32 protein-coding genes and 1 riboswitch are annotated in these 23,501 nt (G+C 63.8%); of the genes, 19 read left to right on the forward strand and 13 right to left on the reverse strand.

The window, feature by feature from the left end:
• Positions 1-46 precede the first annotated feature (46 nt).
• The 7 genes from EN869_RS22505 to EN869_RS22535 all read left to right on the forward strand — a co-directional run bounded on the left by EN869_RS22505 (position 47) and on the right by EN869_RS22535 (position 6,849).
• Positions 47-2,485, forward strand: a complete 2,439-nt coding sequence (locus tag EN869_RS22505; RefSeq protein ID WP_127228194.1) for an FAD-dependent oxidoreductase — start codon at positions 47-49, stop codon at positions 2,483-2,485.
• A 5-nt stretch (positions 2,486-2,490) separates the two neighbouring features.
• Positions 2,491-3,600, forward strand: coding sequence for a mandelate racemase/muconate lactonizing enzyme family protein (locus EN869_RS22510; RefSeq protein ID WP_127228195.1), 1,110 nt, complete (start codon positions 2,491-2,493; stop codon positions 3,598-3,600).
• A gap of 78 nt (positions 3,601-3,678) precedes the next feature.
• The gene (locus EN869_RS22515) at positions 3,679-3,999 is read left to right on the forward strand and encodes a DUF2934 domain-containing protein (protein ID WP_127228196.1); all 321 of its coding nucleotides are present in this window, start codon (positions 3,679-3,681) and stop codon (positions 3,997-3,999) included.
• A 527-nt stretch (positions 4,000-4,526) separates the two neighbouring features.
• Positions 4,527-4,844, forward strand: coding sequence for a metalloregulator ArsR/SmtB family transcription factor (locus EN869_RS22520; RefSeq protein WP_127228197.1), 318 nt, complete (start codon positions 4,527-4,529; stop codon positions 4,842-4,844).
• On the forward strand, positions 4,841-5,326 hold the full coding sequence (locus EN869_RS22525) for an SRPBCC family protein (protein WP_127228198.1): 486 nt from the start codon (positions 4,841-4,843) through the stop codon (positions 5,324-5,326). Before EN869_RS22520 ends, EN869_RS22525 begins: the two co-directional genes overlap by 4 nt.
• 138 nt (positions 5,327-5,464) lie before the next feature.
• Positions 5,465-5,749: a PRC-barrel domain containing protein gene (locus EN869_RS22530; protein WP_127228199.1), complete on the forward strand. Its 285-nt coding sequence runs from the start codon at positions 5,465-5,467 to the stop codon at positions 5,747-5,749.
• A gap of 149 nt (positions 5,750-5,898) precedes the next feature.
• The gene (locus EN869_RS22535; RefSeq protein ID WP_167507119.1) at positions 5,899-6,849 is read left to right on the forward strand and encodes a S1/P1 nuclease; all 951 of its coding nucleotides are present in this window, start codon (positions 5,899-5,901) and stop codon (positions 6,847-6,849) included.
• Between the two features lie 6 nt (positions 6,850-6,855).
• On the opposite strand, the gene EN869_RS22540 is transcribed toward EN869_RS22535, so the two are convergent.
• Positions 6,856-8,049, reverse strand: a complete 1,194-nt coding sequence (locus EN869_RS22540) for an MFS transporter (protein WP_245489581.1) — start codon at positions 8,047-8,049, stop codon at positions 6,856-6,858.
• Here EN869_RS22540 and EN869_RS22545 point away from each other — a divergent pair.
• Positions 8,015-8,614, forward strand: coding sequence for a GNAT family N-acetyltransferase (locus EN869_RS22545; protein ID WP_245489580.1), 600 nt, complete (start codon positions 8,015-8,017; stop codon positions 8,612-8,614). The two genes, EN869_RS22540 and EN869_RS22545, sit on opposite strands and share 35 nt — an antisense overlap.
• 100 nt (positions 8,615-8,714) lie before the next feature.
• Here the strand turns inward: EN869_RS22545 and arsC are convergent, their stop codons facing one another.
• The 3 genes from arsC to EN869_RS22560 are packed head-to-tail and all read right to left on the reverse strand — an operon-like array spanning position 8,715 to position 10,155.
• Entirely contained in the window at positions 8,715-9,119 is a 405-nt protein-coding gene (gene arsC, locus EN869_RS22550; protein ID WP_127228203.1) for an arsenate reductase (glutaredoxin), read from the reverse strand.
• Positions 9,116-9,808 carry an MIP/aquaporin family protein gene (locus EN869_RS22555; RefSeq protein WP_127228204.1) on the reverse strand — a complete coding sequence of 231 codons (693 nt, stop codon included), beginning with the start codon at positions 9,806-9,808 and terminating at the stop codon, positions 9,116-9,118. The genes arsC and EN869_RS22555 overlap by 4 nt, the downstream gene beginning before the upstream one ends.
• Positions 9,805-10,155, reverse strand: coding sequence for a metalloregulator ArsR/SmtB family transcription factor (locus EN869_RS22560; RefSeq protein ID WP_127228205.1), 351 nt, complete (start codon positions 10,153-10,155; stop codon positions 9,805-9,807). The genes EN869_RS22555 and EN869_RS22560 overlap by 4 nt, the downstream gene beginning before the upstream one ends.
• A gap of 42 nt (positions 10,156-10,197) precedes the next feature.
• Here EN869_RS22560 and EN869_RS22565 point away from each other — a divergent pair, with 42 nt between their 5' ends.
• The gene (locus tag EN869_RS22565) at positions 10,198-10,719 is read left to right on the forward strand and encodes a DUF6428 family protein (protein WP_127228206.1); all 522 of its coding nucleotides are present in this window, start codon (positions 10,198-10,200) and stop codon (positions 10,717-10,719) included.
• A 231-nt stretch (positions 10,720-10,950) separates the two neighbouring features.
• On the opposite strand, the gene EN869_RS22570 is transcribed toward EN869_RS22565, so the two are convergent.
• Positions 10,951-11,223, reverse strand: coding sequence for a PilZ domain-containing protein (locus EN869_RS22570; protein ID WP_127228207.1), 273 nt, complete (start codon positions 11,221-11,223; stop codon positions 10,951-10,953).
• Between the two features lie 363 nt (positions 11,224-11,586).
• On the opposite strand from EN869_RS22570, the gene EN869_RS22575 reads away from it, so the two are divergent.
• Positions 11,587-11,955 carry a hypothetical protein gene (locus EN869_RS22575; RefSeq protein WP_127228208.1) on the forward strand — a complete coding sequence of 123 codons (369 nt, stop codon included), beginning with the start codon at positions 11,587-11,589 and terminating at the stop codon, positions 11,953-11,955.
• 116 nt (positions 11,956-12,071) lie between these two features.
• On the opposite strand, the gene EN869_RS22580 is transcribed toward EN869_RS22575, so the two are convergent.
• Positions 12,072-12,644, reverse strand: coding sequence for a histidine phosphatase family protein (locus tag EN869_RS22580; RefSeq protein ID WP_127228209.1), 573 nt, complete (start codon positions 12,642-12,644; stop codon positions 12,072-12,074).
• A gap of 83 nt (positions 12,645-12,727) precedes the next feature.
• Positions 12,728-12,871, forward strand: a riboswitch (adenosylcobalamin (AdoCbl) riboswitch).
• Between EN869_RS22580 and EN869_RS22585 the strand changes: the two genes are divergently transcribed.
• The 3 genes from EN869_RS22585 (at position 12,872) to EN869_RS22595 (ending at position 14,556) form a co-directional block, all read left to right on the forward strand.
• Positions 12,872-13,081, forward strand: a complete 210-nt coding sequence (locus EN869_RS22585) for a CbtB domain-containing protein (protein ID WP_112100494.1) — start codon at positions 12,872-12,874, stop codon at positions 13,079-13,081.
• A 101-nt stretch (positions 13,082-13,182) separates the two neighbouring features.
• Positions 13,183-13,923 carry a CbtA family protein gene (locus EN869_RS22590; protein WP_127228210.1) on the forward strand — a complete coding sequence of 247 codons (741 nt, stop codon included), beginning with the start codon at positions 13,183-13,185 and terminating at the stop codon, positions 13,921-13,923.
• A gap of 6 nt (positions 13,924-13,929) precedes the next feature.
• Positions 13,930-14,556, forward strand: coding sequence for a hypothetical protein (locus tag EN869_RS22595; protein ID WP_127228211.1), 627 nt, complete (start codon positions 13,930-13,932; stop codon positions 14,554-14,556).
• A gap of 9 nt (positions 14,557-14,565) precedes the next feature.
• Here EN869_RS22595 and EN869_RS22600 read toward each other — a convergent pair whose 3' ends face one another.
• Both EN869_RS22600 and EN869_RS22605 read right to left on the reverse strand, forming a co-directional pair.
• Positions 14,566-15,879, reverse strand: coding sequence for a cation diffusion facilitator family transporter (locus tag EN869_RS22600; RefSeq protein WP_127228212.1), 1,314 nt, complete (start codon positions 15,877-15,879; stop codon positions 14,566-14,568).
• 8 nt (positions 15,880-15,887) lie between these two features.
• Positions 15,888-16,145 (reverse strand): metal-sensing transcriptional repressor, encoded by a 258-nt coding sequence (locus EN869_RS22605; RefSeq protein WP_127228213.1) that lies wholly within the window; start codon positions 16,143-16,145, stop codon positions 15,888-15,890.
• Between the two features lie 88 nt (positions 16,146-16,233).
• Between EN869_RS22605 and EN869_RS22610 the strand changes: the two genes are divergently transcribed.
• A complete protein-coding gene (locus EN869_RS22610) occupies positions 16,234-17,178 on the forward strand; it encodes a GNAT family N-acetyltransferase (RefSeq protein ID WP_245489579.1) in 945 nt (314 codons plus the stop codon).
• Positions 17,179-17,311: 133 nt separating this feature from the next.
• A complete protein-coding gene (locus EN869_RS22615) occupies positions 17,312-17,647 on the forward strand; it encodes a hypothetical protein (RefSeq protein ID WP_127228214.1) in 336 nt (111 codons plus the stop codon).
• Positions 17,648-17,759: 112 nt separating this feature from the next.
• On the opposite strand, the gene EN869_RS22620 is transcribed toward EN869_RS22615, so the two are convergent.
• Positions 17,760-17,909 (reverse strand): hypothetical protein, encoded by a 150-nt coding sequence (locus tag EN869_RS22620; RefSeq protein WP_112100506.1) that lies wholly within the window; start codon positions 17,907-17,909, stop codon positions 17,760-17,762.
• A 243-nt stretch (positions 17,910-18,152) separates the two neighbouring features.
• On the opposite strand from EN869_RS22620, the gene EN869_RS22625 reads away from it, so the two are divergent.
• Together EN869_RS22625 and EN869_RS22630 are read left to right on the forward strand one after the other, a co-directional pair.
• The gene (locus EN869_RS22625) at positions 18,153-18,335 is read left to right on the forward strand and encodes a hypothetical protein (protein WP_245489578.1); all 183 of its coding nucleotides are present in this window, start codon (positions 18,153-18,155) and stop codon (positions 18,333-18,335) included.
• Between the two features lie 59 nt (positions 18,336-18,394).
• Positions 18,395-18,607: a hypothetical protein gene (locus tag EN869_RS22630; protein ID WP_127228215.1), complete on the forward strand. Its 213-nt coding sequence runs from the start codon at positions 18,395-18,397 to the stop codon at positions 18,605-18,607.
• A 121-nt stretch (positions 18,608-18,728) separates the two neighbouring features.
• Here the strand turns inward: EN869_RS22630 and EN869_RS34515 are convergent, their stop codons facing one another.
• From EN869_RS34515 to EN869_RS22640, 3 genes are all read right to left on the reverse strand, one after another.
• Positions 18,729-18,890 (reverse strand): hypothetical protein, encoded by a 162-nt coding sequence (locus EN869_RS34515; protein ID WP_167498637.1) that lies wholly within the window; start codon positions 18,888-18,890, stop codon positions 18,729-18,731.
• Positions 18,891-19,069: 179 nt separating this feature from the next.
• Positions 19,070-19,450, reverse strand: coding sequence for a YkvA family protein (locus tag EN869_RS22635; protein WP_127228216.1), 381 nt, complete (start codon positions 19,448-19,450; stop codon positions 19,070-19,072).
• 391 nt (positions 19,451-19,841) lie between these two features.
• Entirely contained in the window at positions 19,842-20,027 is a 186-nt protein-coding gene (locus tag EN869_RS22640; protein WP_127228217.1) for a hypothetical protein, read from the reverse strand.
• Between the two features lie 486 nt (positions 20,028-20,513).
• Here EN869_RS22640 and EN869_RS22645 point away from each other — a divergent pair, with 486 nt between their 5' ends.
• Positions 20,514-21,911 (forward strand): sensor histidine kinase, encoded by a 1,398-nt coding sequence (locus EN869_RS22645; protein ID WP_127228218.1) that lies wholly within the window; start codon positions 20,514-20,516, stop codon positions 21,909-21,911.
• Positions 21,908-22,552, forward strand: a complete 645-nt coding sequence (locus tag EN869_RS22650) for a response regulator transcription factor (protein WP_127228219.1) — start codon at positions 21,908-21,910, stop codon at positions 22,550-22,552. Before EN869_RS22645 ends, EN869_RS22650 begins: the two co-directional genes overlap by 4 nt.
• Before the next feature lie 267 nt (positions 22,553-22,819).
• On the opposite strand, the gene EN869_RS22655 is transcribed toward EN869_RS22650, so the two are convergent.
• Entirely contained in the window at positions 22,820-23,410 is a 591-nt protein-coding gene (locus EN869_RS22655) for a hypothetical protein (RefSeq protein ID WP_245489577.1), read from the reverse strand.
• Between the last annotated feature and the right edge of the window lie 91 nt (positions 23,411-23,501).

The raw sequence follows: 23,501 nt of genomic DNA on the forward strand, positions 1-23,501 counted from the left end.
GCTTCGACGGCGCTCTTTCTCGGCTCGGTCAGAAATTGGTGGTTTGATGCAGACACATGCGCGGGTGGTGATCGTTGGCGGGGGATGCGTCGGCGCGGGAATTCTCTACGGGCTGGCCAAGCGCGGCTGGACCGACGTGGCGCTGCTGGAGCGCACGCAGCTTACCGCCGGCTCGACCTGGCATGCGGCGGGGCTGATCCCGTCCTATGCCCGCAACATCAATATCGGGCGCATGATCAAGACGACGATCGACATTTATGAAGGGCTGGAAGCCGAGACCGGACAGCCGGTCGGCTGGCATAAATGCGGGCAGCTGCGCATCGCCAATTCGCGCGACCGGTTCGACGAGTTCAAGAGCTATATGAGCGTCGCCGAGGTGCAGGGCATGCGGGCGCAGTTGCTGACGCCCGACGAAGCGCGAAAGCTCTGGCCGCTGCTCGACAACAAGGAGATGCTCGGCGCGCTCTATCATCCCGACGACGGCCATATCGCGCCGGCCGACGTGACGCATGCCATGGCCAAAGGCGCGCGTGACCTGGGGGCCAAGGTGTATCTCAACACCGAGGTCACCGGCTTCAAGCGGACGCCGGGCGGCGAGTGGCTGGTTCAGACCAACAAGGGCGACATCACCTGCGAGCATGTGATCTGCGCTACCGGCAATTACGCGCGCCAGACCGGCGCGCTGCTCGGCCTCGACATCCCGGCGATCCCGATCCTGCATCAGTACTGGATCACCGAAGCGGTGCCGGAGGTGGTGGAGCGCAAGCGCGCGGGCCGGCCCGAAATGCCGATCCTGCGCGACGAGGGTTTCGAGGGGTATCTGCGCGAGGAAGGCGACGGGCTGATGTTCGGGCCCTATGAGCGCACCGCCAACCTGAAGCTGTTTGCCGAGGACGGCGTTCCCGCCTGGTTCGGCGCCGATCTTCTCGAAGAGGATTTCGAGGCGGTGTCCTGGAACTGGGAGCAGGCCTTGCGGCTGGTTCCGGCGCTGGGGCGCGTCGGCATCAAGGCCAATGTGCGCGGCCCTTTCCAGATGACGGCGGACGAGCTGCCGCTGATGGGACCGGCCTGGGGCCTGCCCAATGTCTGGCTCGCCGAAGGCGTGCCCGGCGGCATCCTGTGGGGCGGGACAATAGGCTATTACCTGTCGGAGCGGATCGTCGAAGGCTGCAACAGCCTCGACACCTCCGACCTCGATCCGCGCCGTTTCGGCGATTACGCCAACAAGGAATGGACGCGCGAGAAGGTGCGCGAGGCCTGGGGCACGCATGCCGAGCAGAAATATCCGGGGCAGGACATGCCCGCCGCGCGGCCGCAGAAGACCGCGCCCTCCTATGACAGGCTGACGGAGTTGGGCGCGGTCTGGGGCGTGCTCAACGGCTGGGAGATGCCCAACTGGTTCGTGCGCGACGGGGTCGAGGCCAAGGACCAGTATAGCTGGCGTTGGACGCCCAAGGGGAACCTCGTCGGCGAGGAAGTGCTGGCGGTGCGCAACGCCGTCGGCCTCGTCGAGATGACGCCGATGACCAAGTTCGAGGTGTCGGGCAAGGCCGCGGCTGCATGGTTGGACAGGATCATCGCCAACCGCCTGCCGGCGATCGGCAAGGTGACGCTGGCGCACCATCTGACGGCCAACGGCGGCGTGCAGGCGGAATACATGGTGGCGCGTCTTGGCGAAGACCTGTTCTACCTGATTTCGACGCCGCGCGCCGAGCGCTGGAATTTCGACGATCTGTCCAGGCTGCTGCCCGCCGACGGCAGCGTGGTCTTGAAGAACGTCACCAACGACCGCGGCTGTTTCACCGTCGTCGGCCCCAAGGCGCGCGAGGTGCTGCAGCCGCTGACCGAGATCGACCTTTCCAACGAAAGTTTTCCGTGGTTCGGCGTGAAGAGCGGCAGCGTGGCCCTCGCCAGCGACGTGCGGCTGCTGCGCCTCAACTATGAGGGCGAGCTGGGCTGGGAGCTCTACCACCCCCTGCCCTACCAGCGGCAGTTGCTCGACGCGATCCTGAAAGAAGGCGAGAAGCACGGCATGCGGCTGGTCGGGCTGCACGCGCTGGAGTCGCTGAGGCTCGAGAAATCCTATCGCGCCATGTATCGCGACATGAACCCGGAGCTCAACGCGCTGGAGAGCGGGCTGGAGCGCTTCATCCGCCTCGACAAGGGCGATTTCGTCGGCCGCGAGGCGGTTCTGAAATACAAGGAGCGCAACGACCAGCGCCGCTCGGTGACGCTGAAGATCGAGACCGATGGCGCAAGCACTTTAGCCAATGAGGGGCTTTACAGCGACGGCAAGCTGGTCGGGCGCATCACGTCCGGCGGCTACGGCTACGCGCTCGGGCACGACGTGGCGCTGGCGCTGCTGCCCGAGCGTTTTGCCAGGCCCGGCACGAAGCTCGACGTCGCGATCCTCGGCGACTGGAAGGTCGCCGAAGTGGTCGCGGATTCGCCTTACGATCCGACCTCGGCCAGGGCGCGGATATAGCCGCCATGCGCATCGAGCGGATCAACGTCTATTCTGCCCAATTGCCGGTCAAGAACGGCACCTACCGCATGGCCAGCGCCGATGTGGAGGCGCTGGACTCCACACTGGTCGAGATCGTCACCGATGACGGGCTCACAGGTTGGGGCGAGACCTGCCCGATCGGCCCGGTCTACCAGCCGCATCATGCGCTGGGCGCTCGCGCCGCCATCGCCGAAATCGCGCCCGGCCTCGTCGGCGCGGAGGTCGCCTCGATCAGGCTGCTCGCCAGGCAGATGGACGAGCGGCTCAACGGTCACGGCTATGCCAAGGCCGCCTTCGACATGGCCTTTCTCGACCTGCTTGGACAAAAGCTCGGCGTGCCGGTCTCGACGCTGCTGGGCGGCGCGCTGACCGATCGCGTGCCGGCCTATTATTCGCTGATCGTCGGCCCGCCGGAGGAGACGGCAAGGATCGCCGCCGACAAGTTGAAGGCCGGCTATCCGCGCCTGCAGGTGAAGATCGGCGGGCGCAATCTGGAAGAGGACGTGGCGGTCGTCCACAAGGTCTGGGAAGCGGTCGGCTACAAGGCCCGGCTGGCGGTGGACGGCAACCGGGGCCTGACCGTGGCCGCCGCCATTAATCTCGACCGTCTCTGCCAGGCGATCCCCTTCGTCTTCGAGCAGCCCTGCAACACGATGGACGAGATCGCGACGCTGAAAGGCCGCGTCACCCACCCGGTCTATCTCGACGAGAGCACCGAGGACCCGAACGCGGTGCTGCGGGCAATCTCGCTCGGCATCGCCGACGGCTTCGGCTTCAAGGTGACCCGCCTTGGCGGGCTGACCAAAATGACCACCGTGCGCGACCTCTGCGCGATCCGCTCGCTGCCGCACAGCTGCGACGACGCCTGGGGCGGCGATATCATCGCGGCGGCCTGCGTGCATCTGGCCGCCACGGTAGAGCCGCGCCGCATGGAAGGCGCCTGGATCGCGCAGGAATACATCAAGGGCCATTTCGACCAGAAGCAGCCGATCGTCATCAAGCAAGGCCACATCGCCGTGCCGCAGCGGCCGGGGCTGGGCGTGAAGCCGGAGCCCGGTATGTTCGGCAAGCCACTGGCGATATACGGACCGTAAGCCGTTCGATCACTTCGCCGACGCCGTGGATCGTTCCGCCCTGTCCCGCGTTCTTGTGACACGCAAGGAGGAACGGCGATGGACGACGATCGGACCGAGAAGATCAGGCAGCGTGCCTATGAGATCTTTCAGCGCGAGGGCGGTATCCTTGGCCATCACGAACGGCACTGGCAACAGGCCGAGATGGAGATCGACCGCGAAGCGGCCCTGCCGCTGACGGCTGGCGACGCGCTGCCCGAAACGCGCGAGATCGACAGCGCGGATGTGCTGACGGTGGAGGCGCTTGCCATGCGCACCGGCATTTCCGGCGACGAGGCGCAGGAGCTGCTCGACCGGCTGGGCAACGACCGCGCGGCGATCGAGCAGGCAGCGCGGAGCCTGCAGGCGAAGCGGGGCTAGCTCAGTCAATACGTTCTGGAACGGCGACCAAGCTAGTTCCCAGTCCCGCATCATGCTGGCTATGAGGCCTTCTCGGCCGGGCCTTCTGCGGAACTCGGTTCTGTAGAGCGATGGCAAAGCGGGAAGCCGTGCTATCTGATCGTCGAGCCAGGCTTTGAGTTCGTCGTATTCAGCATCGACCCCACCGCGACCGGGATGAGATTGAAGATCTGCTTCTCCGGCGCGATATTTGCGCTCCCAGGTACGAAAGATGACCCAATTGCGCCGCGCGCGTTGCATGAATTCCGGCCCGACGGGTGTGAGCTTGAAAATCTCGGACCCCTCGTCGGCATTGTGGTCAAACTGCGCCGCGAAATAGTGTGACCTTCCGTTAGATCGGCCACGCCGGTCCGAACTCCATCCCAGCAATCCCAGACCATATGTGCGGGTTCGTATAGCATCGCACCGCCACGATAATGTGCCCTGCTCCAGACACCACCCGTGCTTCCGCTTGACAGGGCAGACACACCGCTCTAGCTTTCGCGTTAGTGGCCACTAACGCGAAATACTGGACAGCGCTCGGCGATCCGACGCGACGCGCCATCTTCGAACTGCTGGTCGACCGCCCCAGCTCGGTCAGCGGGCTGGCCAATGTGTTGCCTGTCACAAGGCCGGCGGTCTCGCAGCATCTGAAGGTTCTCAAGGATGCCGGGCTGGTGGCCGACACGCGCTCGGGCAAGGAACGCATCTACCGGATCGACCCGGACGGCCTCGCGGCCTTCCGGGCGGAGATCGACCAGTTCTGGAGCAAGGCGCTCGCGGCTTACGCGCGGGTTGTCGACCAACCGACGGAGGACGAAACATGATCAAGCAGCCGGCACCCGCGCCCGTGAAACACTCAGTCGTCGTCGCCGCGCCTATCGCGCGCGCCTTCAAGGTGTTCACCGAGGATTTCGGCAGCTTCAAGCCGCGTGAGCACAATCTGCTCGCCGTCCCGATCGCGGAAACGATCTTCGAGCCGCGGGTCGGCGGCCATGTCTTTGACCGTGGCGTCGACGGCTCAGAATGCCGCTTCGCCCGGGTGCTGGCCTACGAGCCGCCGCACAGGCTGCTTCTGAGCTGGGACATCAGCCCGCGCTGGCAGATCGAAACCGACCTCGCCAGGACGAGCGAGTGGGAAGTCCGCTTCACCGCCGAGGCGGAAAACCGCACCCTGGTCGAGATCGAGCACCGCCATATCGAACGGCATGGCCAGGGCTGGGAAAGCGTGCGCGGCGGGGTCGACAGCGATCAGGGCTGGCCGCTCTACCTGCAGCGGTACCAGGAGCTCTTTTCCCGGGCGGCCTGACAGCAGCATCCCGCATCGGCGGATTGACGACGATCCGACTTCACGGACGGCACTTCGCTGGACGCCGCTTTTCGCTCCGTCGGCGGAACCCTCGGCCGTATCAGAGGTTCATCCCTGTACACCCACAGGAGATGCGCCATGGACCACACAAGCCACGTAAGACTGACCAATGCCGAACTCACGCCCGCCATGCTCGAAGGCGCCACCATCTATGGCCCCGATGACGAGAAGATCGGCTCGGTCGACCATCTGCACGGCAGCCAGGTCGTCATCGATGTCGGTGGCTTTCTCGGCATCGGCGCCAAGCCGGTGGCCGTCGCCGCCAGCCAGCTCGATTTCATGCGCGACGCGGATGGCGACGTGCATGCCGTCACCAACTGGACGAAGGACCAGCTGAAGGCGATGCCGGAGCATCGCGACTAAGGCGCTTCGCGATCGTAGGCGAATAAGAACCCGGGCCGGCGATTGCCGGCCCGGGTTTCTGCGTAGCGTCCGTGAGATCGTTCATGTCCGCGTCACAAGCTTCCATTGTACTTGCATATCGAAACTTCTGGTCTGGGGGAGGCAAGGCGATGAGGTGGAAAGCTGCGGCGGCGTTTTCCCTGGCGGCGGTGTCGACAGGTGGGGCGATGTGCGGCCAGGCGCTGGCCTGGGGCCAGGAAGGGCATGCGGTGATCGCCGAGATCGCGCAGCACCGGCTCAGCCAGAACGCCTATGACGTGATCGAGCAGCTCTTGCGCTCGCATCTGAAGCTGCAACCGCCGGCCACCGTCTCGCTGGCCTCGGTGGCGAGTTGGGCCGACGACTATCGCGCCGACAACCACAAGGAGACGTCGAACTGGCATTTCATCGACATTCCGCTGGCCTCCAAGCCCGGCGACGCGACCGCCAGCACCACGGCCTATGACCCGGCGCGCGACTGCAAGGACAATGCGAGCTTCGGCGTCTGCCTGATGCGGGCGCTGCCGGCGCAGGAGAAGATCCTGGCCGATCCGGCCAAGAGCGACGAGGAACGCTGGCAGGCGCTGGCCTTCGTCATCCACCTGGTCGGCGATCTGTCGCAGCCGCTGCATTGCGTCGAGCGCCTGGACGGCAGCCAGGGCGACCAGGGCGGCAACACGCTGACGGTGAGCTTCAACGTCTACCGGCCCAAGCCCGACGGCTCGACCTATCGCGACCTCACCACCTTCCACGCGGTGTGGGATTCAAGCCTGATCCTGTTCAAATACTATGACTGGGGCAAGGTCGCGCTCGACCTCGAAACCGATGTCATCCCGCATCTGCCCGCCATGCCCGCCGCCGACCAGACGCCGGAGAAATGGCTGGCCGAGTGCCACGAAAAGGCCGAGGACGCCTATCGCGCGCTGCCCAAGGGCACGCAGATCAAGGCCGACAACCCGCATGCGGTGATCCTCGACCAGGCCTATTTCGACCAGTTCTCGCCGGTGGCGGTGGAGCAGCTCGCGCTTGGCGGCCTGCACCTGGCCGCCGTGCTCAACGAGACGCTGGCCGCCGATAAATAAGCCCGGTCATCGGCGCACGGCCGCGATGAGACAGGCACAAAGTCCGACATTGGCGGTCGCGGCCAACGCCAGCGTGGTCAGGACAAGATTGCCGCCGCCCATGCCAAGGAGCAGTGCTCCGATCGAGGGCGCCGCCGCCTGGACGATGAGGCTGGGCGTCGCAAGCTTGCCCATCAGCGCTGCGTACTGCTGAGGATCGAACAGCACTAGCGGCAGCGCGCCGCGCGCGATCGTGTGGATGCCGTTGCCGGCGCCATAAAGGATCAGTGCGAGCGCGACAAAGGTCTGGCTCGTCAGCAGCAGCCAGACTCCGGCCGCCAGCAGCGACACGGATGTCAGCATTGTCCAGATCGGATGGTGTCGATTGCGGCCAATCAGAAGCTCGGCCACGCGCGCGCCAACCTGTGATGGGCCGACCAGGGCGCCAAGGCCAACGGCGGCTGCAAGGCCGACGCCGCGCAATTGCAACAAGGTGAGCAGGTGGACGGAGAGCATGGACGCGATCATCGCGGCCAAGGTTTGGATGGAGGCAAGCAATATGAAGCGTGTCCGCGTCCTGCTCCTAGTTGTCAGCTGTTTCGACCCCGGTTCCGCTGGCTCGGGCGCCGCGGTCGGAGGCGGCGGAATGACCCAGAGGTGGAGCGGCAGACAGATCGCCAAATGGATGGCGGCGTAGGAAAGGCAGGCAATGCGCCAACCGCCATGCTCGACCAGAAAAGCGCTGAGCGGCCAGCAGACGGTGCTGGCAAAGCCGCCGAACAGGGTCAGGTTGGTGATGGCGCCGCGCGCGCCCTGTCCATAGAGGCGGCCGAGCGTGGCGAAGCCGGCGTCGTAAAGACCGCTCGACATGCCCAGGCCCATGAGCAGCCAGGCCAGCAGGTAGAACGGATAGACCGTTGCCGTCGCCAGCAGCGAATGCGCCGCAGCTAGCAGGAGCGAGCTTGCCGCAAGCACCGGCCGGCCACCTTGGCGTTGGATCAGCCGCCCGGTGATCGGAGACACCAACCCGGCAAGCAGGAGTCCGCAGGACAGCCCGGCCACGACCGAGGCGAGCGACCAGCCGGTATCCCTGGCAATCGGCGCCGCAAGCACCGCAGGCAGATAATAGGACGATCCCCAGGCGAGGATCTGCGTGACGCCGAGCGCCGAAACGAGGACATGGCGATTGCGCGCGGCCGGTGCAGGCGCTTCGATCTTCACGGATCGCTCAAAGCCCATTATCAATCGAGCCTCGAAGGGAGAGCACATGCGTATCGCGGTAATCGACGAAGCCGAGGCAACGGCGCGGTTCGACGCCCTCGCCGAGCTCTTGATGCAGAGCATCGAGCATGGGGCGCTCGTCGGCTTCGTCCTGCCGTTCGACGCAGAACAGGCCCGGTCCTATTGGCAGGGCATCTTCCCCGCGCTGGCGGACGGGGAACGCCTGCTCATCTGCGCCTATGTCGAGGACAATCTCGTCGGCACCGTGCAGCTCTATCTGTCGCCGGAACCGAATGCGCTGCACCGGGCGGAGGTTTACATGCTGCTCGTGCATCGGGATTTCCAGCGGCAAGGCATCGGTTCCGCGCTCATGGCATCGGTGGAAGACGAAGCAAGGAAGAGAAAGCGCAGCCTTCTCCTTCTCGACACAGCCGAGGGCGGAGCGAGCGAGCGGCTCTATCGGCGCATGAATTGGCGGCAAGTCGGCGTCGTGCCGCATAATTTCGTCGATCCGTTCGGCAAACCAAGGGCGTCCATCTACTTCATGAAGCACCTGACACCCTAAAGCGCGTCGCGATCTTTCAGATCCGCTCCATGCGCTTTGGGTTTTTGATTTTACGCATGTCTTTATCCCGAAACCGGTTCCCACTTTCGGGAGACATGCTTTAAGACGTATACACGACCTTCTCGCCGTCTTCCTTGACGAACTCGCGCACCGGATGTTCGAGCAACGGCAGCACCGCCTCCGATGGCCGGCAGAGCCTTGTGCCCTTCGGCGTTTCGACGATCGGCCGGTTGATGAGGATCGGATGAGCGAGCATGAAATCGATCAGCTCGCCATCGCTCCATTTCAGGTCGGCGAGGCCAAGCTCGGCGTAAGGCGTTCCCTTCTCCCGCAACAGCGAGCGTGGAGCGATGCCCATCGCGCCGATCAGCTCGATCAGCCGTTCGCGGTTCGGCGGCATCTTCAGATACTCGATCACTGTCGGGTCTTCGCCGCTGGCGCGGATCATGGCCAGCGTGTTGCGCGAAGTGCCGCAATCCGGGTTGTGATAGATCGTGACCGTCATGGCTCTGCCTTCAAGGGTTGCTGGATGATCTCCGGCCGCAGCAGCCAGCCCATCAGCGCAAGCGCGATCAAGGCGCCGAGCAGCTCGGCTATGATGAAGCCGGGCAGATCGAGTGGCCTGATGCCGGAAAAGGTGTTGGTCAGCGAGCGCGCCAGCGCGACGGCTGGATTGGCGAAGGACGTCGAGGCGGTGAACCAGTAGGCGGCGGTAATGTAGAGGCCGACCAGCCACGGCACGGCCTTCAGCTCGAAGCGGAGGCCGGCGAGAATGACGGCGACCAGCCCAAATGTCGCGACGCCTTCGGAGAACCACTGCGTCGGACCGGTGCGCAGCTTCGTCGCGACCTCCAGCACCGGCAAACCAAACATGAGATGCGCCGCGAACGTGCCGGCAATGCCGCCTGCGACCTGCGCCAACACATAGGCCGGAAGATCGCGGGCCGGCAGCGACCGGTTGAGGCAGAACACCAGCGAAACGGCCGGATTGAAATGCGCGCCGGAGATCGGTCCGAGGATGGTGATCAGCACCACCAGCATGGCGCCGGTTGCCAGCGTGTTGCCAAGCAGCGCCAGCGCCGTGTCATGCGTCAGCGTCTCGGCCATGACGCCGGAGCCGACGACCGTCGCCACCAGCAGACCGGTGCCCAGGGCTTCGGCCGCGAACCGGCGCGGCAGGTCGAACATATTCACCGCAAGGCCCCCTCGCCCGGCCGGCAGCAAGGTGCTGCAAGCGCCGGCGCGCAGATTTCCGGATGGCCCGAGCAGCAATCCTCCATCAGGAAGCGGATCAGGCCGGACAGCGCGTCGTACTCGGCGCTGTAGACGATGGAGCGGGCGTCACGTCTCGCGCTTGTGAGGCCGGAGCGCTCCAGTTCCTTGAGATGAAAGCTGACATTGGAGGGCGAGACCTCGACCTGTTCGGCGAGCGAGCCGGCGGCAATGCCTTCCGGTCCGGCAACGACCAAAAGGCGGAGCAGGCGCAACCGTGTTTCCTGCGACAGCGCGCCAAAGGCGATCAGGGCTTGACGTTCATCCACGTTTCAATAATCCTTGAAATGTTGAAATGAGGAATAGCCGACATGCTGTCTTCTGACAATCACAAAAAAATCGTGCCGATCGACCCGTCCGACCTGACCATCGGCGACCTGCTGGGTGCTCTGGCGGACCACAAGGACAGGCCGCTGGTGTTCCGCTATGATGGACGACCGGTAAAGCCGGGCTACCATGTCACCGAGGTGAAAGCGGGAGAGTTCTCGGCGCTGGATTGCGAGGCCAATCCGGAATCATGGTCGGAAATCTTCGTCCAGCTATGGGACGTGGACGAAGGCGGGCCGGTGCATATGCCAGCCGGCAAGTTCGCCGCGATCATCCGCAAAGTCTCGGACCATGTAGCGCTCGACCAGGCGGCGAAGCTGACCTTCGAGGTCAGCGACGGCGTCCGCCCCATGGAATTGCACCGGGCGGCTCAGCCAAGCCTCGTTGGCGATGTCGTCGAGGTTGAACTGTCGCCTCGACCGTCGAGCTGCAAGCCGCGCGACCGCTGGCTGAAGGAACAGGCGGCCGTGAGCGCATCATTGAGCGGGGGGAGCCGCTGCTGTTGACGCCGCGATCAGCGCCCTAGAATCTGATCATGCCATTGGCCTGCAGCAGGTAGAGAGCCACGACGACGATGGCGATTATCGCTACCCAGACGGCTGTCCTGCTCATGCCTGAATTCCCCTGTTGATCGGCAGCTATGAACGCACGTGCACTGGTTGCGTTCCATCAGGTAGGCGGTTGCAGAACGCCGCGGACAACTTCAAGTCACGAATTGCTGAACGGCGGGCCGCGCGTCAGTCCTTCAGCGTATTGCTGTAGAGCGCCACGCCGACGCGGTCGTTGCGGCGCCACCGCACCAGGGCGCGATAGGCGGTATCGTCGGCTGGAACCTCGAGCAGGAAGCGTTCCGGGATTTTCGCGTCGGCGGCGACGCGCAATTCGGCGCCCTGCTCGTGCTGATTCCTCACCGAGCAGCCGATCCTGACGCCATTGGCAATGATCGTGGCTTCCTTGAGCACGAACTCGCGCACACGAAGACGGCGCTCGATCTCGGGATATTCGGCCATGGGCGGCGGGCTCCTCCGGCAAGGCTCTCCTCGCCATGGGGCAGCACGATAGCAGCGAGGCGTTTCCGTTCCGTTAGCAATCGCTGAAGCGGCAAAGCGGCTCGATATCCTGACCTAATTGCCGTTGCGGCTTGGCGGGAGGGCGTCGGGCTGCTTTGTTCGATGCGCTCGTTGCTTCCTTGCAAGAACCGAACAAGCGCACCAGCGCGCGGCATAGCTGCTCCAATCGATCGATTGGAGCAATGATCGCCGGCGCGACGCGAAATCTAAGCCGCTTGTGGATATGGAACACGATGGCTCGCCTTCGGCTATCGACAAAGGCTCAAACGTGCTTCGCTCAGGTAAAGCTTGGGGAGAAGAATAATGAAACTTAGGCTCGCTTTCGCTACAATCGCAGTAATTTCATTCGCGCCTTCGGCTGCTTGGGCCGCGAAGTCAAACATCGAGTATCTGGCTGGACTGCCCGACGCCAAGTTAAATTTGGCCGCTACAATCGCCGGCAACCTCGTCGGTGTTATGAAAAAGTGCCCGGCGCTGAGGCTAAATGAGGATGGAAAAGCTATGATAGCCGTTCCCGTCCTTTTGTATGACGGGATCGATAAACACCTGACGTCCAATCCTCCCAAGTTCAAGAGGGCTGCACGTACCTATGAAAGAGCTTTCGCGATGGCGGCCCAGAGAGGGGACAGTTGCCAGACCGAGAAGGCCAGGTACCCACACCTTTACCGGTAGACCACGATGAGCAGAATCCTCGGTGTCGCCGTTCTTTCCGCCTGCCTGGTCTGCCCCGCCCGTCTGCTGGCTGCGTATCGTGCCGTTCGCGTGCGAGACCAATCGTGCCCGACTGTCTAGCCGGCAACAGTGACGCCGCTCGCATGCAGCACCCAGCGGCGGCCGTCGCTTCGGAACTCGGTCAGCGACAGCGGCTCGATGTCGATGTTCCAGACAGAGGCGAGCGGCGCGCCGAGCACATGCACGATCGCGGCGCGGATCGGCACGGCATGCGTGAACGCTATCGTGTGGCCGCTCTCGCCGGCCAGGCGCTCCATCAGCGTGGCAACCCGCCGGGCGACGGCGGCAAGCGACTCGCCGCCATGGGGTGCCGCGTCCGGATCGGAGAACCAGGCCGCCATGCCTTGCGGATCCTCAGCCTGCATTTCCTCGAAGCTTCTGCCGGCCCAACGCGCGAAATCCTGCTCGGCAAGCAGCGGCTCGACCGTTGCCTCGAGGCCGAGCGCCTCAGCCGCCAGCCGCGCGGCGAGCGCCGGACTTGTCCAGACGCGATCGGCGCGGCGCAGCGACGAGCCCAGCCCGGCGGCGCGCTCAAGGGCTCGCGGTTCCAGCGGCTCATCGCTTGGGAAGCGACCCTTGCGCATGCCGGGCGTCGCCCCGCATGCGATCATCGTCAGGCGGGCGAGCATCCAGAACTCCGTGGCCCGATGAAATTTTGGCGGCACGAGCCGTGCCCGCCATTACATGTCGTTGACAGGCGAACGAAGTGCTGACAAGTGTTTTAGCGCTACACGGGATTGGAAGCCGGTGCGAATCCGGCACGGTCGCGCCACTGTGATCGGCACCAGCCGAGAGTCAGGCCTTATTCCGCAGCATTGTTCGATCAACGGGACGCAGGATCCCAAGGGAGCTCAATATGTCCGACACCACCTTCGCCCCCAGCTACGGTCCGGTTGCGATTCCGGTTCGCGAGCTTCTGCCCTGGGCGATCTTCGCCGGCCTGATGCTGATGCTGATGATCTATTTCGTCGGCGCGGAAGAAGGCGCGACGTCGCTGATCCGCGGCACGGCGGTGCACGAATTCGTGCATGACGGCCGCCACCTGCTCGGCTTCCCCTGCCACTAAAACGGTTCGGCATCGCCGAACCGTTCCGAGTTTTGGTCTAACGCAGTTCCGGTCGGAAAAACGCTCGTATCTTTGCGGGAATTGCTTGAAGGGACTCTGACATGGTCGGAAAACTTTTGCTGCGCGGCATGCTTGTCGGGCTGGTGGCGGGGATTCTGGCGTTCGCCTTCGCGCGCGTCTATGGCGAGCCGCAGGTCGACAAGGCGATCGCCTTCGAGGAACAGCAGGCACAGGCCGCAGGCCAGGCGCCGGAGCCAGAGATGGTCAGCCGCGCCACGCAGGCGGGCATTGGCCTCGCAACCGGCGTGCTGGTCTATGGCGCGGCGCTTGGCGGACTGTTCTCGCTGGTCTTCGCTTACGCCTATGGCCGGCTGGGCTCGCTCGGTCCGCGTGGCACCTCGGCGCTGCTTGCGCTGCTCGGCTTCCTCGCCGTGATCGTGGTGCCCGGCCTCAAATACCCGGCGAACCCGCCGGCGGTCGGCAATCCCGAAACCATCGCCTACCGCACCGAGCTGTTCTTCATCATGATCGTGGTCTCGATCGCGGCGATGGTGGCGGCTGTGGGCCTGGCGCAGCGGCTGTGGACCCGGCTCGGCGCCTGGAACGCCTCGATCGTGGCCGGGCTCGCCTTCCTCGTCGTCTTCGCGCTGGTGAAGGCAGCACTTCCCGATATCAACGAGGTGCCGGAGAACTTCTCGGCGACGGTGCTGTGGCAGTTCCGCGTCGCTTCGCTCGGCATCCAACTCGTGCTGTGGACCGTCGTCGGACTTGGCTTCGGCGCGGTTGCCGAGCGCGTGGTCGCGGCGCGCGACCAGCGCGGCCCGGCACGCCGCTACGCCTGAAATCCCATGCGTTGGCCGCCGCGGTTCTTTGCCCTGGCGGCCAATTTCTTTTTGGCGAGCGCCCTGCTGGTCACGCTGGCAGCATCGGCGCAAGCGCATAGCGGCTCGTCGACCCCGCCTCCCCCCGGCATCCAGATACCCAGCCTGACCCACGGCCAGATGGCGGTCATCGCGGGCTACCGCGGCGATATTCTTGCCCTCGCGCAAGCACAGACGGTGACCGACCCGACTTTCAGGCGGCTCTACAATCACGGCAATCTGCAATTCACCTATTGCCTCTGGGGCCTGATGCCTGGAAGCCAAGGCGACGAGGAGAGCCCGTTCAACGAATGCAGCCATGCCTATCTCGCAACCGCCAAGGCGTTGCTCACCTATATGGCGACGATGCCGACAGCTCAGCGCCAGGCGAAAGCGCTGATCTCCGACATCGATGCCGACATGGTGCGCAGCGGCGCCTCGTGGATTCTTTGCCAGTACAGTGGCGAGGCCTTCAGCACCGGCGCGGTCGTCGAGCCCAGGTGGCGGGATATGGTCTTCCACCTGCCCAGCCTCGCGGCGCTGCTTGGCACCGTGGCAACACTCACTGCCGCCGCATGGTCGATCTTCGGCGGCCGGCGTCCGCGCACAGCCTAGTCGCGTACATCATCCATGCGCGTGCTCGTTGCGGTGACCTTCCGGCTCGGCCATGGCGAAGGGAAGGTCCTCCGTGTCGCTACCCGCGGCCAGTTGCAGCCTGGCGCTGAACTCATGCGGCTCGGCCGGAGCAATCAGGCTTTGCAGATCGTGATGGTCGCCACAGACGGGCGACAGCGGCAGGCTTTCGACCGCACCGCCGGCTCTTTCGATGGCGACATTGGCAAGCAGGCCCTCGGCATGGCGCGAGAGGCGCAGCCGCATGCGTTCACCTTGCGGTGTGTCGACGATTTCGAGCAGGCCGCTGGCCAGCCTGCCCGAGACCAGGAACGGATCCGGCGCATGATGGTGGCCGCCCTCTACTGCCGCCTCGGCAAAGCGCACCGTGGCGACGTCGAGCGCGGGAATGTGCGCGAAAAGTTCAGCCTTCAGCGACGCGGCGATGTTGTTCGCGGCGGCAAGCAGCAGCCCGTCATTGACGGCGATCTCCACGTTGACATGCAGCTTGTGGCCGAGCCAGCGGGCTCTCGCGTCGACCACCTTGTCGATCCCGGCAACATGGCCGGCGGCGTGATGAACCTCGTCGATCAGCCCCGGCTCGACGCCGTCGAGCATGCGCGTCAGCACGGAACGCGCCGACTGCCACACGATGCCGAAGATGGCGACGGTGATGATGAGGCCGATGATCGGGTCGGCGAGCGGGTAGCCAAGCCAGACGCCGATCGCACCGGCAACGACGGCGAGGCTGGTGAGCCCGTCGGTGCGGGCATGATAGCCGTCGGCGATCAAGGCCGCGCTGTTGATCTGGCGACCAGTGCGGATGCGGAACACGGCCACCGCCTCGTTGCCGAGGAAGCCGATGACGCCGGCCGCGGCGAGCCAGCCCAGAAACTGCACGGGCTGTGGATTGAAGAGGCGGTTGACCGCCTCATAGCCGGCGACGAGCGCGCTCGCCAAGATAATGAGCACGATGACGATGCCGGCCAGGTCCTCGACTCGGCCGAGGCCGTAGGTGAACGTGCGGGTCGGCTTGCGCCGGGCCAGCGCGAAAGCGATCCAGAGCGGAATGGCCGTGGTCGCGTCGGCGATGTTGTGGATGGTGTCGGCAAGCAGCGCCACGCTGCCCGAGAAAACGACGACGGCGACCTGAAGCGCGGCCGTGATCGCCAGGATGACGAACGACCATTTGATCGCCCAGATGCCCTGCTCCGTCGTGGCGATCGTCGCGTCGATCACGCCATGCGTGTGCCCATGCGGCTCATGATGGCCATGGTCATGCCCGTGCGAGCCGAAGCCGAACCAGTCGAGAATCTTCGTCAGCATGAACGGCCTCACAGATATTTGGTGAGCTGCTTCAGCTCCTTGAGCGTGTCCCTGGTCGGCCCGCCGCCTTCGACCAGGCAATGCTCCATATGGTCGTGGATCAGCTCGCGCTTGGCGTTGCCGACGGCGCTTTCGACGGCGTGGAGCTGTTGCGCGAGGTCAAGGCAGGAGCGGCCCTGCTCGAACATGGTGAGCACCGCGGCGAGATGGCCATGCGCGCGCTTGAGCCGGGCGATGATATCGGGATGGGAGCTGTGTATCGTCATACAATATCCTATCCCCCAGGGTAGGATATTGTAAACGAGCAATGCGGTCGTTGCCCGGCGGCCAAGACGGCACGCATGAACAGCTGCTATGGTCGGCGTCGCGGCTCAAAATATCGCCGGGGGTGGTTCCATGTCGCTCATTTACAGGCTTGCTCGCGCGGACGATCTCGCCGCGACCGATGCGCTGGTGGTCGCCAGCATCAACGAACTCACCGTTCGGCATGGCTTTGGCCCGATGGCGGCGGCAAGCCCTCCCAACTTCCAGCTGTTTTCGCTCAAGGACGACCCCGATGGCCTGTGGGTCGCGGAAGACGGCGGCGATATCCTGGGCTTCGCCTGGAGCTGGGCCTGCGACGATCTATGGTTCCTCGCCCAGCTGTTCGTCGATCCGGCCCGGCAGGGCCACGGCATCGGCAATGCGCTGCTGGAACGAACCGTGGAACACGCCCGCAAATCGGGCGCCGCCGACAAAGCGCTTATCACCTTTACCTTCAACCCTGTCTCGCAGGGGCTTTACATGCGGCACGGCCTGTTTCCCAAAACGCCGGTCTACCTTCTCGGTGCCGCGCGCGAACGGGTGATGAAGGCGTTGCCGGAGCCGCCGTTGCGCGCCGTCGAAATCGACGACAGCGCCGCGACGATGGAAAAACTCGTCGAGATCGATCGTCGCGCGCTGGGCGTCTCGCGAGAGAAGCATCATCGCTACCTGCGCACCGACCCGGCAACGACAGGGGTTTTGCTCTACGCCGGCGGCGACGCCGTAGGCTACAGCTATTTCAGCGCCAACGGGCATATCGGCCCCCTGGCGGTGGTGCGGCCCGATCGTCTTCGCGATGCCTTCGCAACGGCGTTGCGGCTGGCGGCGGATCGTTCGGCCGAAAAGGTATCCGCCTTCCTGCCGGGCACATGCGACAGCGCGCTCCACCTTGCGGTCGATCAAGGCATGCGCATCACCTTTCCGATGCTCTTGATGGCATCGCCCGGCTATGGCGACTTGAAACAGTATCTCCCGCGAAATCCCGGCTTCATGTGAGCCGCCAAGCTGGGCGACAGGCAATCCCCCGGCAACCAAACGCTTGTTTTCCCGTTTATTTCTGCGGCTGCCGATTTCGTCGACAGCCTGCTCCGGCGGCGAGAAAACCGCTCGGAGCGTAAAGGAGGCCGCAATGACACGGCCGGCAGTGGAAGTAGGTGACCGCGTGGCTGTCATCGCCACGGTGGTCAAGCGCGTCGGCGACCGCGTGACGCTGAAGATCGAGAGCGATGCCCATCGCTATTCGATGATCGAGCCAAATGCCAAGCCAGGCGACAAGCTCAGACTGGAGGGCGATGTCGTCCATGTCGATCAGGATCTCGAACGCACCACCGTTCAGGTGCTGGGACGCGTGACCGTCGACACCAAGTCGGTCGAGATGGTGACGAAACGTTGCGACCTCGACCATATCGGCTCGAATGTGCCCGGCCACCCTCGCCCGCGCACCCCGCCGACCCCGCACGGGTAAGGTTGTCGGCCTAAAGCGCGTCGCGTCTGAACAGCCTCATGCGACGCGCTAGCTAGTTGTTTTTATGCATGTCGCTGCCCCAAAACCGCTGCGCACTTTTGGGCGACATGCACTAATGCCGCTTGAAATATTGCACTTCGCGCTCGTGTTTCTCGGCCGCTTCGCGCGACTTGAAGGTGCCGAGATTACGGCGTTTGCCGGTTCTGGGATCGATTTTGCGCGAATAGAGCCGGTATTCTCCGGACTTCAGCTTGCGGATCATAGGGCGACCTCCTCTTCCAGGACTCCAACCCGCTGGAGCCGGAGCGGTTCCGGGCGGGACATCTCGCTTGCTCGCGGCCGTCGCCAAAAAAGTGTTGCCGTCGGTGAACCATTTCACGGACGCAAACGACCCAATGTCGGAATCGACATCGTAACGACACGATTGGGTCGAATTATTTGTATTCAAATGACTTTCGCGACGTTATGCGGGTGTCGCGAGCGTGCCGGATCTGAGGAGGGCGAGATGGTGACGGCGAAGCTTCACGGTGTTGAACTCGTGCGAGGCCAGAAGTGGACGGTGCGTGTCACCGCCTACGGCACGACGCTGACCTTCCCCTTCGAAGCCGAGCAGTATGCGCGCTCCTATGCCGATGGCCAGGCCTTTCGCCTCGGCGTCGAGGTGGTCGAATTGAAGGACTGCGCTTGAGAGGCCGACCGGCCGGTTTCGATGGAACGGAAGGCAAGGTAAGCGCGTTTTGCGCGACGATGCCGAGGATCTCTCACCACCACAAGGCCGAAAGGGCTTCGATCGACGAGGCCGAGCGGCAGGCCCGCATGCAAAAGAATGCCCGGCTGAGGAACCTGCGCACCCACGCTTCGTGGCTGGTGCTCGATCCTCAAGCGGATTTCCAGGAAGAGATCGACTGTTCGGCCTTGCTCGGCGACCTGTCGGCCCGAAAGGTCGTCCGCGAAGACTGAAGCGCGTCGCGATCTTTCAGATTCGCTCCATGCGCTTCAGGCGTTTGATTCTGCGCATGTCTTTATCCCGAAACCGGTTCCCACTTTCGGGAGACATGCTTAGGACCGCGGCCTACAGCCCCTACGCGAGTTGCAATTCAGCCCCGGCATCTTCTCGCGATATCTCGATCAGCCGCGCCATCGCCAACGGCGCCATCAGCGCAAAGAACGCGGTGATGTCGACGAAGATCGACCACGCCAAATTCAACCCGCTGTGGTCGTAGCAGACTGCAAATTCCATCACGCCTGACCCCTTTTTACCCACCCCACGCGCATGTCGTTTCATGCACTCGACAAGCATGATCCTGATTTGCAACAAATACAAGAGGTTGCTAATAGTTTGATTATCAAGGAGGGGTGGCGGGATGTTCCTGCCGTTTTTCGATTGGCCGTCGGCGGGTCAGTTGAGCCCAATGCGGATAGCTAGGCCGGCTTCGGCCAGAACAGCCAGGCGAGCGCCAGCGCCGCCAGCGCCCAAACCGCAGTCATGAAGGCGAGACCAGCCTTGCTCACGGGCTTCTCGCGGCGTGTGGCCTCCACGCGGAATTCCTGCATCAGGGCGGGCGGGACCAGCCTGACGGCAAGCATGATGCCGAGAGGCACGATCAGCAGATCGTCGAGATAGCCGATGACCGGGATGAAGTCCGGGATGAGATCGATCGGGCTCAGCGCATAGGCCGCGACGGCGCCCGCGGTTGCCTTTGCGTACCAGGGCACGCGCGGGTCACGCGCGGCAATCCAAAGCGCCACCACATCGCGCTTGATCGCCCGCGCCCATTGCTTTGCCGAGTCGAGAGCCGACATGTGCCTTTATAGGGCTGCGCCGGCCGCCAGGCCAACCGAGGATTGCTCTCGAAGCCTTTGGCACCGCGACTGGAGACGATGTCGAGCGGGAAGGAGCACCGGGATAAGCAATTGTGGGTAGCCCGGCTTGCCTTGGCGGTAAAAGAGTACGGCTCTTTGACGGACAAGCCGGGCTAAAGCGCCGGCTTTGGGTTTCCTTGGGGGGAGCCGGCGCGGGGGACACAGTGTCCGTTTCGCCTTGCGCCCGCAATCTTGGCTGAGGTCCTATGCGGCAACGCAAAGGTCCGATCGGCCAGGTAATTTGCAGGAGAGGCGTTGGGCTTTCCGTCCGGAACCGCGCGAAAACAAAGGCTTAGAGCGGTTCGGCGATCCGCTGAAACGCGCTGGACGCTCAAACCCGCGTGGGACGGTCGCCTTTTTGCAGCGCTGCTTTGACGAAAAGCTCGGCGTGCCGCGCCCATTCGGCTTCCGTGACGTCGTTGTCGCGAACGGACTGCCGGAAAGCTTCCCGCAGTGCCTCGAGCTCAAAAATCGACAATCGCTGGGTTCTTTTATGTTTTTTTGTGCCGGCGTCCATACTGCGTTGCCACGAACAGCAAGGTCATAACATTGTATAAACGGCGGTCGTTCGAACCAGCAAGGCCCCGGGCCTGACTTATTTTGGGGCGAATTCCGCCGCGGCGGTCGCGCCTTGCCATCGGACGGCCTGGCGGTCTTTGACGGGCTTCCAAAACCGGGCCATCCGATGGGTCCGGCACCGTATAGGGCGAAGAATAGGACTTTTGGTATGGACGCGGGGCTCGATTGGTGGTTGTGTCTGCGTCGCGAAAATAATCCGCAGTTTCAGGTGGCAACCGGCCCGCGTCTTCCCCCGTCAACAGGAGTGGCGCGGGCCTTTGCCGTTCTTGATCGAGAGCAGCCTCGCCGCTTGCGAATCTGCGCCCCGCCCGTCTACGCGGGCAACCGCCGGCCATTAACCTTCGCCGCGGGCACAGACCAAGGTCGGTGTCGCAATTGCCCTGCCTCGCCTATACTCTCGCCGACGGGTGGGTGAGCGGTGCCGATGTTTGGCCGATATTTCAAGCGACTTGCACGAATCTGGAGCGGGCTTTCCCTGGCCTGGCAGTTCGTGATCGCCGGCGGCATAGGACTTCTGGCCGTGATGCTCGTGGTCGGGCTGTGGGTGACATCGCAGATCCGTGACGGCGTCATGCACAATTCCGCCGCCACGACCGCACTTTATGTCGACAGCGTGATTGCGCCGCTGCTGCCCGACATGCGCAAGAGCCAGGAGCTCGACGACACCGTCAAGCGGGCCCTGGACGAGACGCTGGGTCAGGGCGCGCTCGGAAAAAGACTGGTATCGTTCAAGTTGTGGCGGCGCGACGGCACGATCCTCTATTCGAAAAATGCCGAGCTCATCGGCAAGCAGATCAAGCCCAACGCCAACCTCGTTGCCGCTTTCGCCGGCAATGTCATGGTCAAGTACAACAAGCTCGAAGATGAGGAAGACGACGAGGAACGGTCGATGAACGCTCCGCTGCTCGAAATCTACAACCCGGTACGCGAACCCTGGTCGGGCGAGGTCGTGGCCGTCAGCGAATTCTACGAATTGTCGGGCGACTTCGAGGAATCGCTGAACTCCGCCCTGTGGTGGAGCTGGCTGGTGGTGGCGGCCGCCACGGCGACAGCGCTTGCCCTGCTTTCGGGCATCGTTTTCCGCGGCAGCCGCACCATCGCCATCCAGCAGGAAGCGCTCGAGGCCAAGGTTTCCGAATTGCAGATGGCATTGGCGCAAAACTCGTCGCTGCGCCAGCGCGTGCAGCGCGCCTCGCGCCGCGCCACCGCCATCAACGAGCGGTATCTGCGCCGAATCGGGGCCGACCTGCATGACGGGCCTGCGCAACTGGTGGCGCTCGCCGCGCTCAGGATGGACAGCCCGATGCTGGTCGACCCGGCCACGTCGAGCACGTTGCGCGAAGCCGAGATCGCCGGCATCCACAAGACGCTCGGCGAAGCGATGCGCGAAATACGCGGCATCTGCAACGGGCTGGTGCTGCCGCAGATCGAAACCCAGGCCGTAACCGACATTTTGCGGTTGGCGGTGACCGAGCATGAGCGCCGCACCGACACCAAAGTGTTGTTAACTTTGCCCGAGCGCTTGCCGGAACTCGGCACCTCGGAAAAGATCAGCATTTACCGATTCGTGCAGGAGGGCCTGAACAACGCCTACCGCCACGGCAAGGGCAAGGGCCAGCAGGTCAGGGCCACGACGAAGGGGGGCAAGCTCCTTGTCGAGGTGCTGGACACCGGCCCCGGCTTCGACCCCGCCCGAAGCGAGGGCCTTGGGCTTGCGGGCCTCAGGGAGCGCATCGAAAGCATAGGCGGGCAGTTCGAGACGCTGTCCGGCCCGGGAGGAACTAGACTGGTGATCACCTTGTCTGTCGAGGAGCAACCGTGAGCACATCCATCCGCATCGCAATAGTCGACGATCACCCATTGTTTCGCGAGGGCGTGGCGCGCAGCCTCAGCGAAATCGGCGGCTTCGAACTTGTCGGCGAAGGCGCCAGCGCCGAGGACGCCGAAAGGCTGGCGCGGGCCAGCACGCCCGATATTCTTCTGCTCGACATCAGCATGCCTGGCGGCGGCCTCAACGCGCTGGCCAGCATCCTTTCAGCGATGCCCGACCAGAAGATCGTCATGCTGACGGTTTCGGAGACCAATTCCGACGTCGCCCAGGCGCTGAAAGCCGGCGCGCGCGGCTATGTGTTGAAAGGCGTCGGCTCCAAGGCGCTGGCCGAGATCCTGCGCGACGTCGCCAGCGGCCAGAGCTATGTATCGCCGAGTCTGTCGGCCAGGCTGCTTTCCGACCTTCTGCAGCCCACCGGCAGCAAGCCCGATCCGCTCAGCCAGCTCACCGGCCGTGAGGCCGAGATCCTGAAACTGGTCGCGGAGGGGCTGAGCAACAAGGAGGTCGCCGCCCGGCTGTCGCTGCAGGAAAAGACGGTCAAGCACCACATGACCAGGGTGCTCGCCAAGCTCAACGTGCGCAACCGCACCGAGGCGGCGCTGCTGATGCATGAGGCGAGGGAGAGGAATTAGGGGAACTTGAGGAACTGAGGAATTGAGGAATTGAGGAATTGAGGAATTGAGGAATTGAGGAATTGAGGAATTGAGGAATTGAGGAATTGGTAGGCTAGGCTTCCTTTTTCTTCAATTCTTCAATTCTTCAATTCTCCAGTTCCCCTTCAATTCTCCAGTTCCTCTTCCCAGCTCCCCTTCCCCGCCCCTCAAACGCAATCACCCCCGCCTCAAGGGACGGGGGTGACATGCAAGGGCGTCGGAAAAGGGGGTAGCCTTTCCTGGCCCTTACAGGCTCAGCAGACGATTCAAGTCCTCCTCCGTCGCCTGCCGCTCGATGATGGTGCGGCCTTGCGCATCCGTCATCTCGAAACGCCCGTTCTGGACCTGCTCTTTCATGCCGTTGCGATGGACGACGGTTATCTTGTTGCCGTCGATCGAGAGCGTGTCGCCGGTTGCCGCATTGGTGTAGCTGTTCTTGCCACCGGGATTGGTATTGCCCTTGCCGTTGTTGTTGCCCGGCCCGGCATTGGGGTTGTTCCCGCCGGCATTGCTGTTTGCGGAGTTGCCACCGGCGTTGCTGTTGCCGCTGTTGCCGGAATTCGAGCCACCGGCCGAGCCCGAGTTGCCGCCGTTGCCGTTACCGCCGTTCCCATTGCCGTTGCCGGCATAGGCGGTGGACACCAGCTTGGAAACTTTGCCAGGCACCGACAGACAGGGCGCGACAACAATCGCCAGCGCGGCAGCGACGCGCAGCGTGAGAGGGGCAAGCCTGGTGCGGGCGGGTAGGCGCATTCTGTCCTTTTTCCTCGGTTCCACCTCGCTATGGCCAAAGTTCCGCTCTCGGCAGGCGGGCGAACCGGTTTCTTGACCGGGCAAGGATTCACATTCGGGCGAAGCGATAAAAGCGGCCCACGACCCATGCCCCCATCACTCAGACCATTTCCGCCGATATGGGGACCAATGTCGC

It is taken from the genome of Mesorhizobium sp. M2D.F.Ca.ET.226.01.1.1, from assembly GCF_004022705.2.
In the GTDB taxonomy this organism is placed as follows: domain Bacteria; phylum Pseudomonadota; class Alphaproteobacteria; order Rhizobiales; family Rhizobiaceae; genus Mesorhizobium.

Excerpts from the sequence above, each read along its gene's own strand:
- EN869_RS22505 (WP_127228194.1), top strand. The coding sequence starts at position 47 with ATGCAGACACATGCGCGGGTGGTGATCGTTGGCGGGGGATGCGTCGGC.
- EN869_RS22510 (WP_127228195.1), top strand. The coding sequence starts at position 2,491 with ATGCGCATCGAGCGGATCAACGTCTATTCTGCCCAATTGCCGGTCAAG.
- EN869_RS22515 (WP_127228196.1), top strand. The coding sequence starts at position 3,679 with ATGGACGACGATCGGACCGAGAAGATCAGGCAGCGTGCCTATGAGATC.
- EN869_RS22525 (WP_127228198.1), top strand. The coding sequence starts at position 4,841 with ATGATCAAGCAGCCGGCACCCGCGCCCGTGAAACACTCAGTCGTCGTC.
- EN869_RS22530 (WP_127228199.1), top strand. The coding sequence starts at position 5,465 with ATGGACCACACAAGCCACGTAAGACTGACCAATGCCGAACTCACGCCC.
- EN869_RS22535 (WP_167507119.1), top strand. The coding sequence starts at position 5,899 with ATGAGGTGGAAAGCTGCGGCGGCGTTTTCCCTGGCGGCGGTGTCGACA.
- arsC (WP_127228203.1), bottom strand. The coding sequence starts at position 9,119 with ATGACGGTCACGATCTATCACAACCCGGATTGCGGCACTTCGCGCAAC.
- EN869_RS22565 (WP_127228206.1), top strand. The coding sequence starts at position 10,198 with ATGCTGTCTTCTGACAATCACAAAAAAATCGTGCCGATCGACCCGTCC.
- EN869_RS22570 (WP_127228207.1), bottom strand. The coding sequence starts at position 11,223 with ATGGCCGAATATCCCGAGATCGAGCGCCGTCTTCGTGTGCGCGAGTTC.
- EN869_RS22575 (WP_127228208.1), top strand. The coding sequence starts at position 11,587 with ATGAAACTTAGGCTCGCTTTCGCTACAATCGCAGTAATTTCATTCGCG.
- EN869_RS22580 (WP_127228209.1), bottom strand. The coding sequence starts at position 12,644 with ATGCTCGCCCGCCTGACGATGATCGCATGCGGGGCGACGCCCGGCATG.
- EN869_RS22585 (WP_112100494.1), top strand. The coding sequence starts at position 12,872 with ATGTCCGACACCACCTTCGCCCCCAGCTACGGTCCGGTTGCGATTCCG.
- EN869_RS22590 (WP_127228210.1), top strand. The coding sequence starts at position 13,183 with ATGGTCGGAAAACTTTTGCTGCGCGGCATGCTTGTCGGGCTGGTGGCG.
- EN869_RS22595 (WP_127228211.1), top strand. The coding sequence starts at position 13,930 with ATGCGTTGGCCGCCGCGGTTCTTTGCCCTGGCGGCCAATTTCTTTTTG.
- EN869_RS22600 (WP_127228212.1), bottom strand. The coding sequence starts at position 15,879 with ATGCTGACGAAGATTCTCGACTGGTTCGGCTTCGGCTCGCACGGGCAT.
- EN869_RS22605 (WP_127228213.1), bottom strand. The coding sequence starts at position 16,145 with ATGACGATACACAGCTCCCATCCCGATATCATCGCCCGGCTCAAGCGC.
- EN869_RS22610 (WP_245489579.1), top strand. The coding sequence starts at position 16,234 with ATGGTCGGCGTCGCGGCTCAAAATATCGCCGGGGGTGGTTCCATGTCG.
- EN869_RS22615 (WP_127228214.1), top strand. The coding sequence starts at position 17,312 with ATGACACGGCCGGCAGTGGAAGTAGGTGACCGCGTGGCTGTCATCGCC.
- EN869_RS22620 (WP_112100506.1), bottom strand. The coding sequence starts at position 17,909 with ATGATCCGCAAGCTGAAGTCCGGAGAATACCGGCTCTATTCGCGCAAA.
- EN869_RS22625 (WP_245489578.1), top strand. The coding sequence starts at position 18,153 with ATGGTGACGGCGAAGCTTCACGGTGTTGAACTCGTGCGAGGCCAGAAG.
- EN869_RS22630 (WP_127228215.1), top strand. The coding sequence starts at position 18,395 with ATGCCGAGGATCTCTCACCACCACAAGGCCGAAAGGGCTTCGATCGAC.
- EN869_RS22635 (WP_127228216.1), bottom strand. The coding sequence starts at position 19,450 with ATGTCGGCTCTCGACTCGGCAAAGCAATGGGCGCGGGCGATCAAGCGC.
- EN869_RS22640 (WP_127228217.1), bottom strand. The coding sequence starts at position 20,027 with ATGGACGCCGGCACAAAAAAACATAAAAGAACCCAGCGATTGTCGATT.
- EN869_RS22645 (WP_127228218.1), top strand. The coding sequence starts at position 20,514 with ATGTTTGGCCGATATTTCAAGCGACTTGCACGAATCTGGAGCGGGCTT.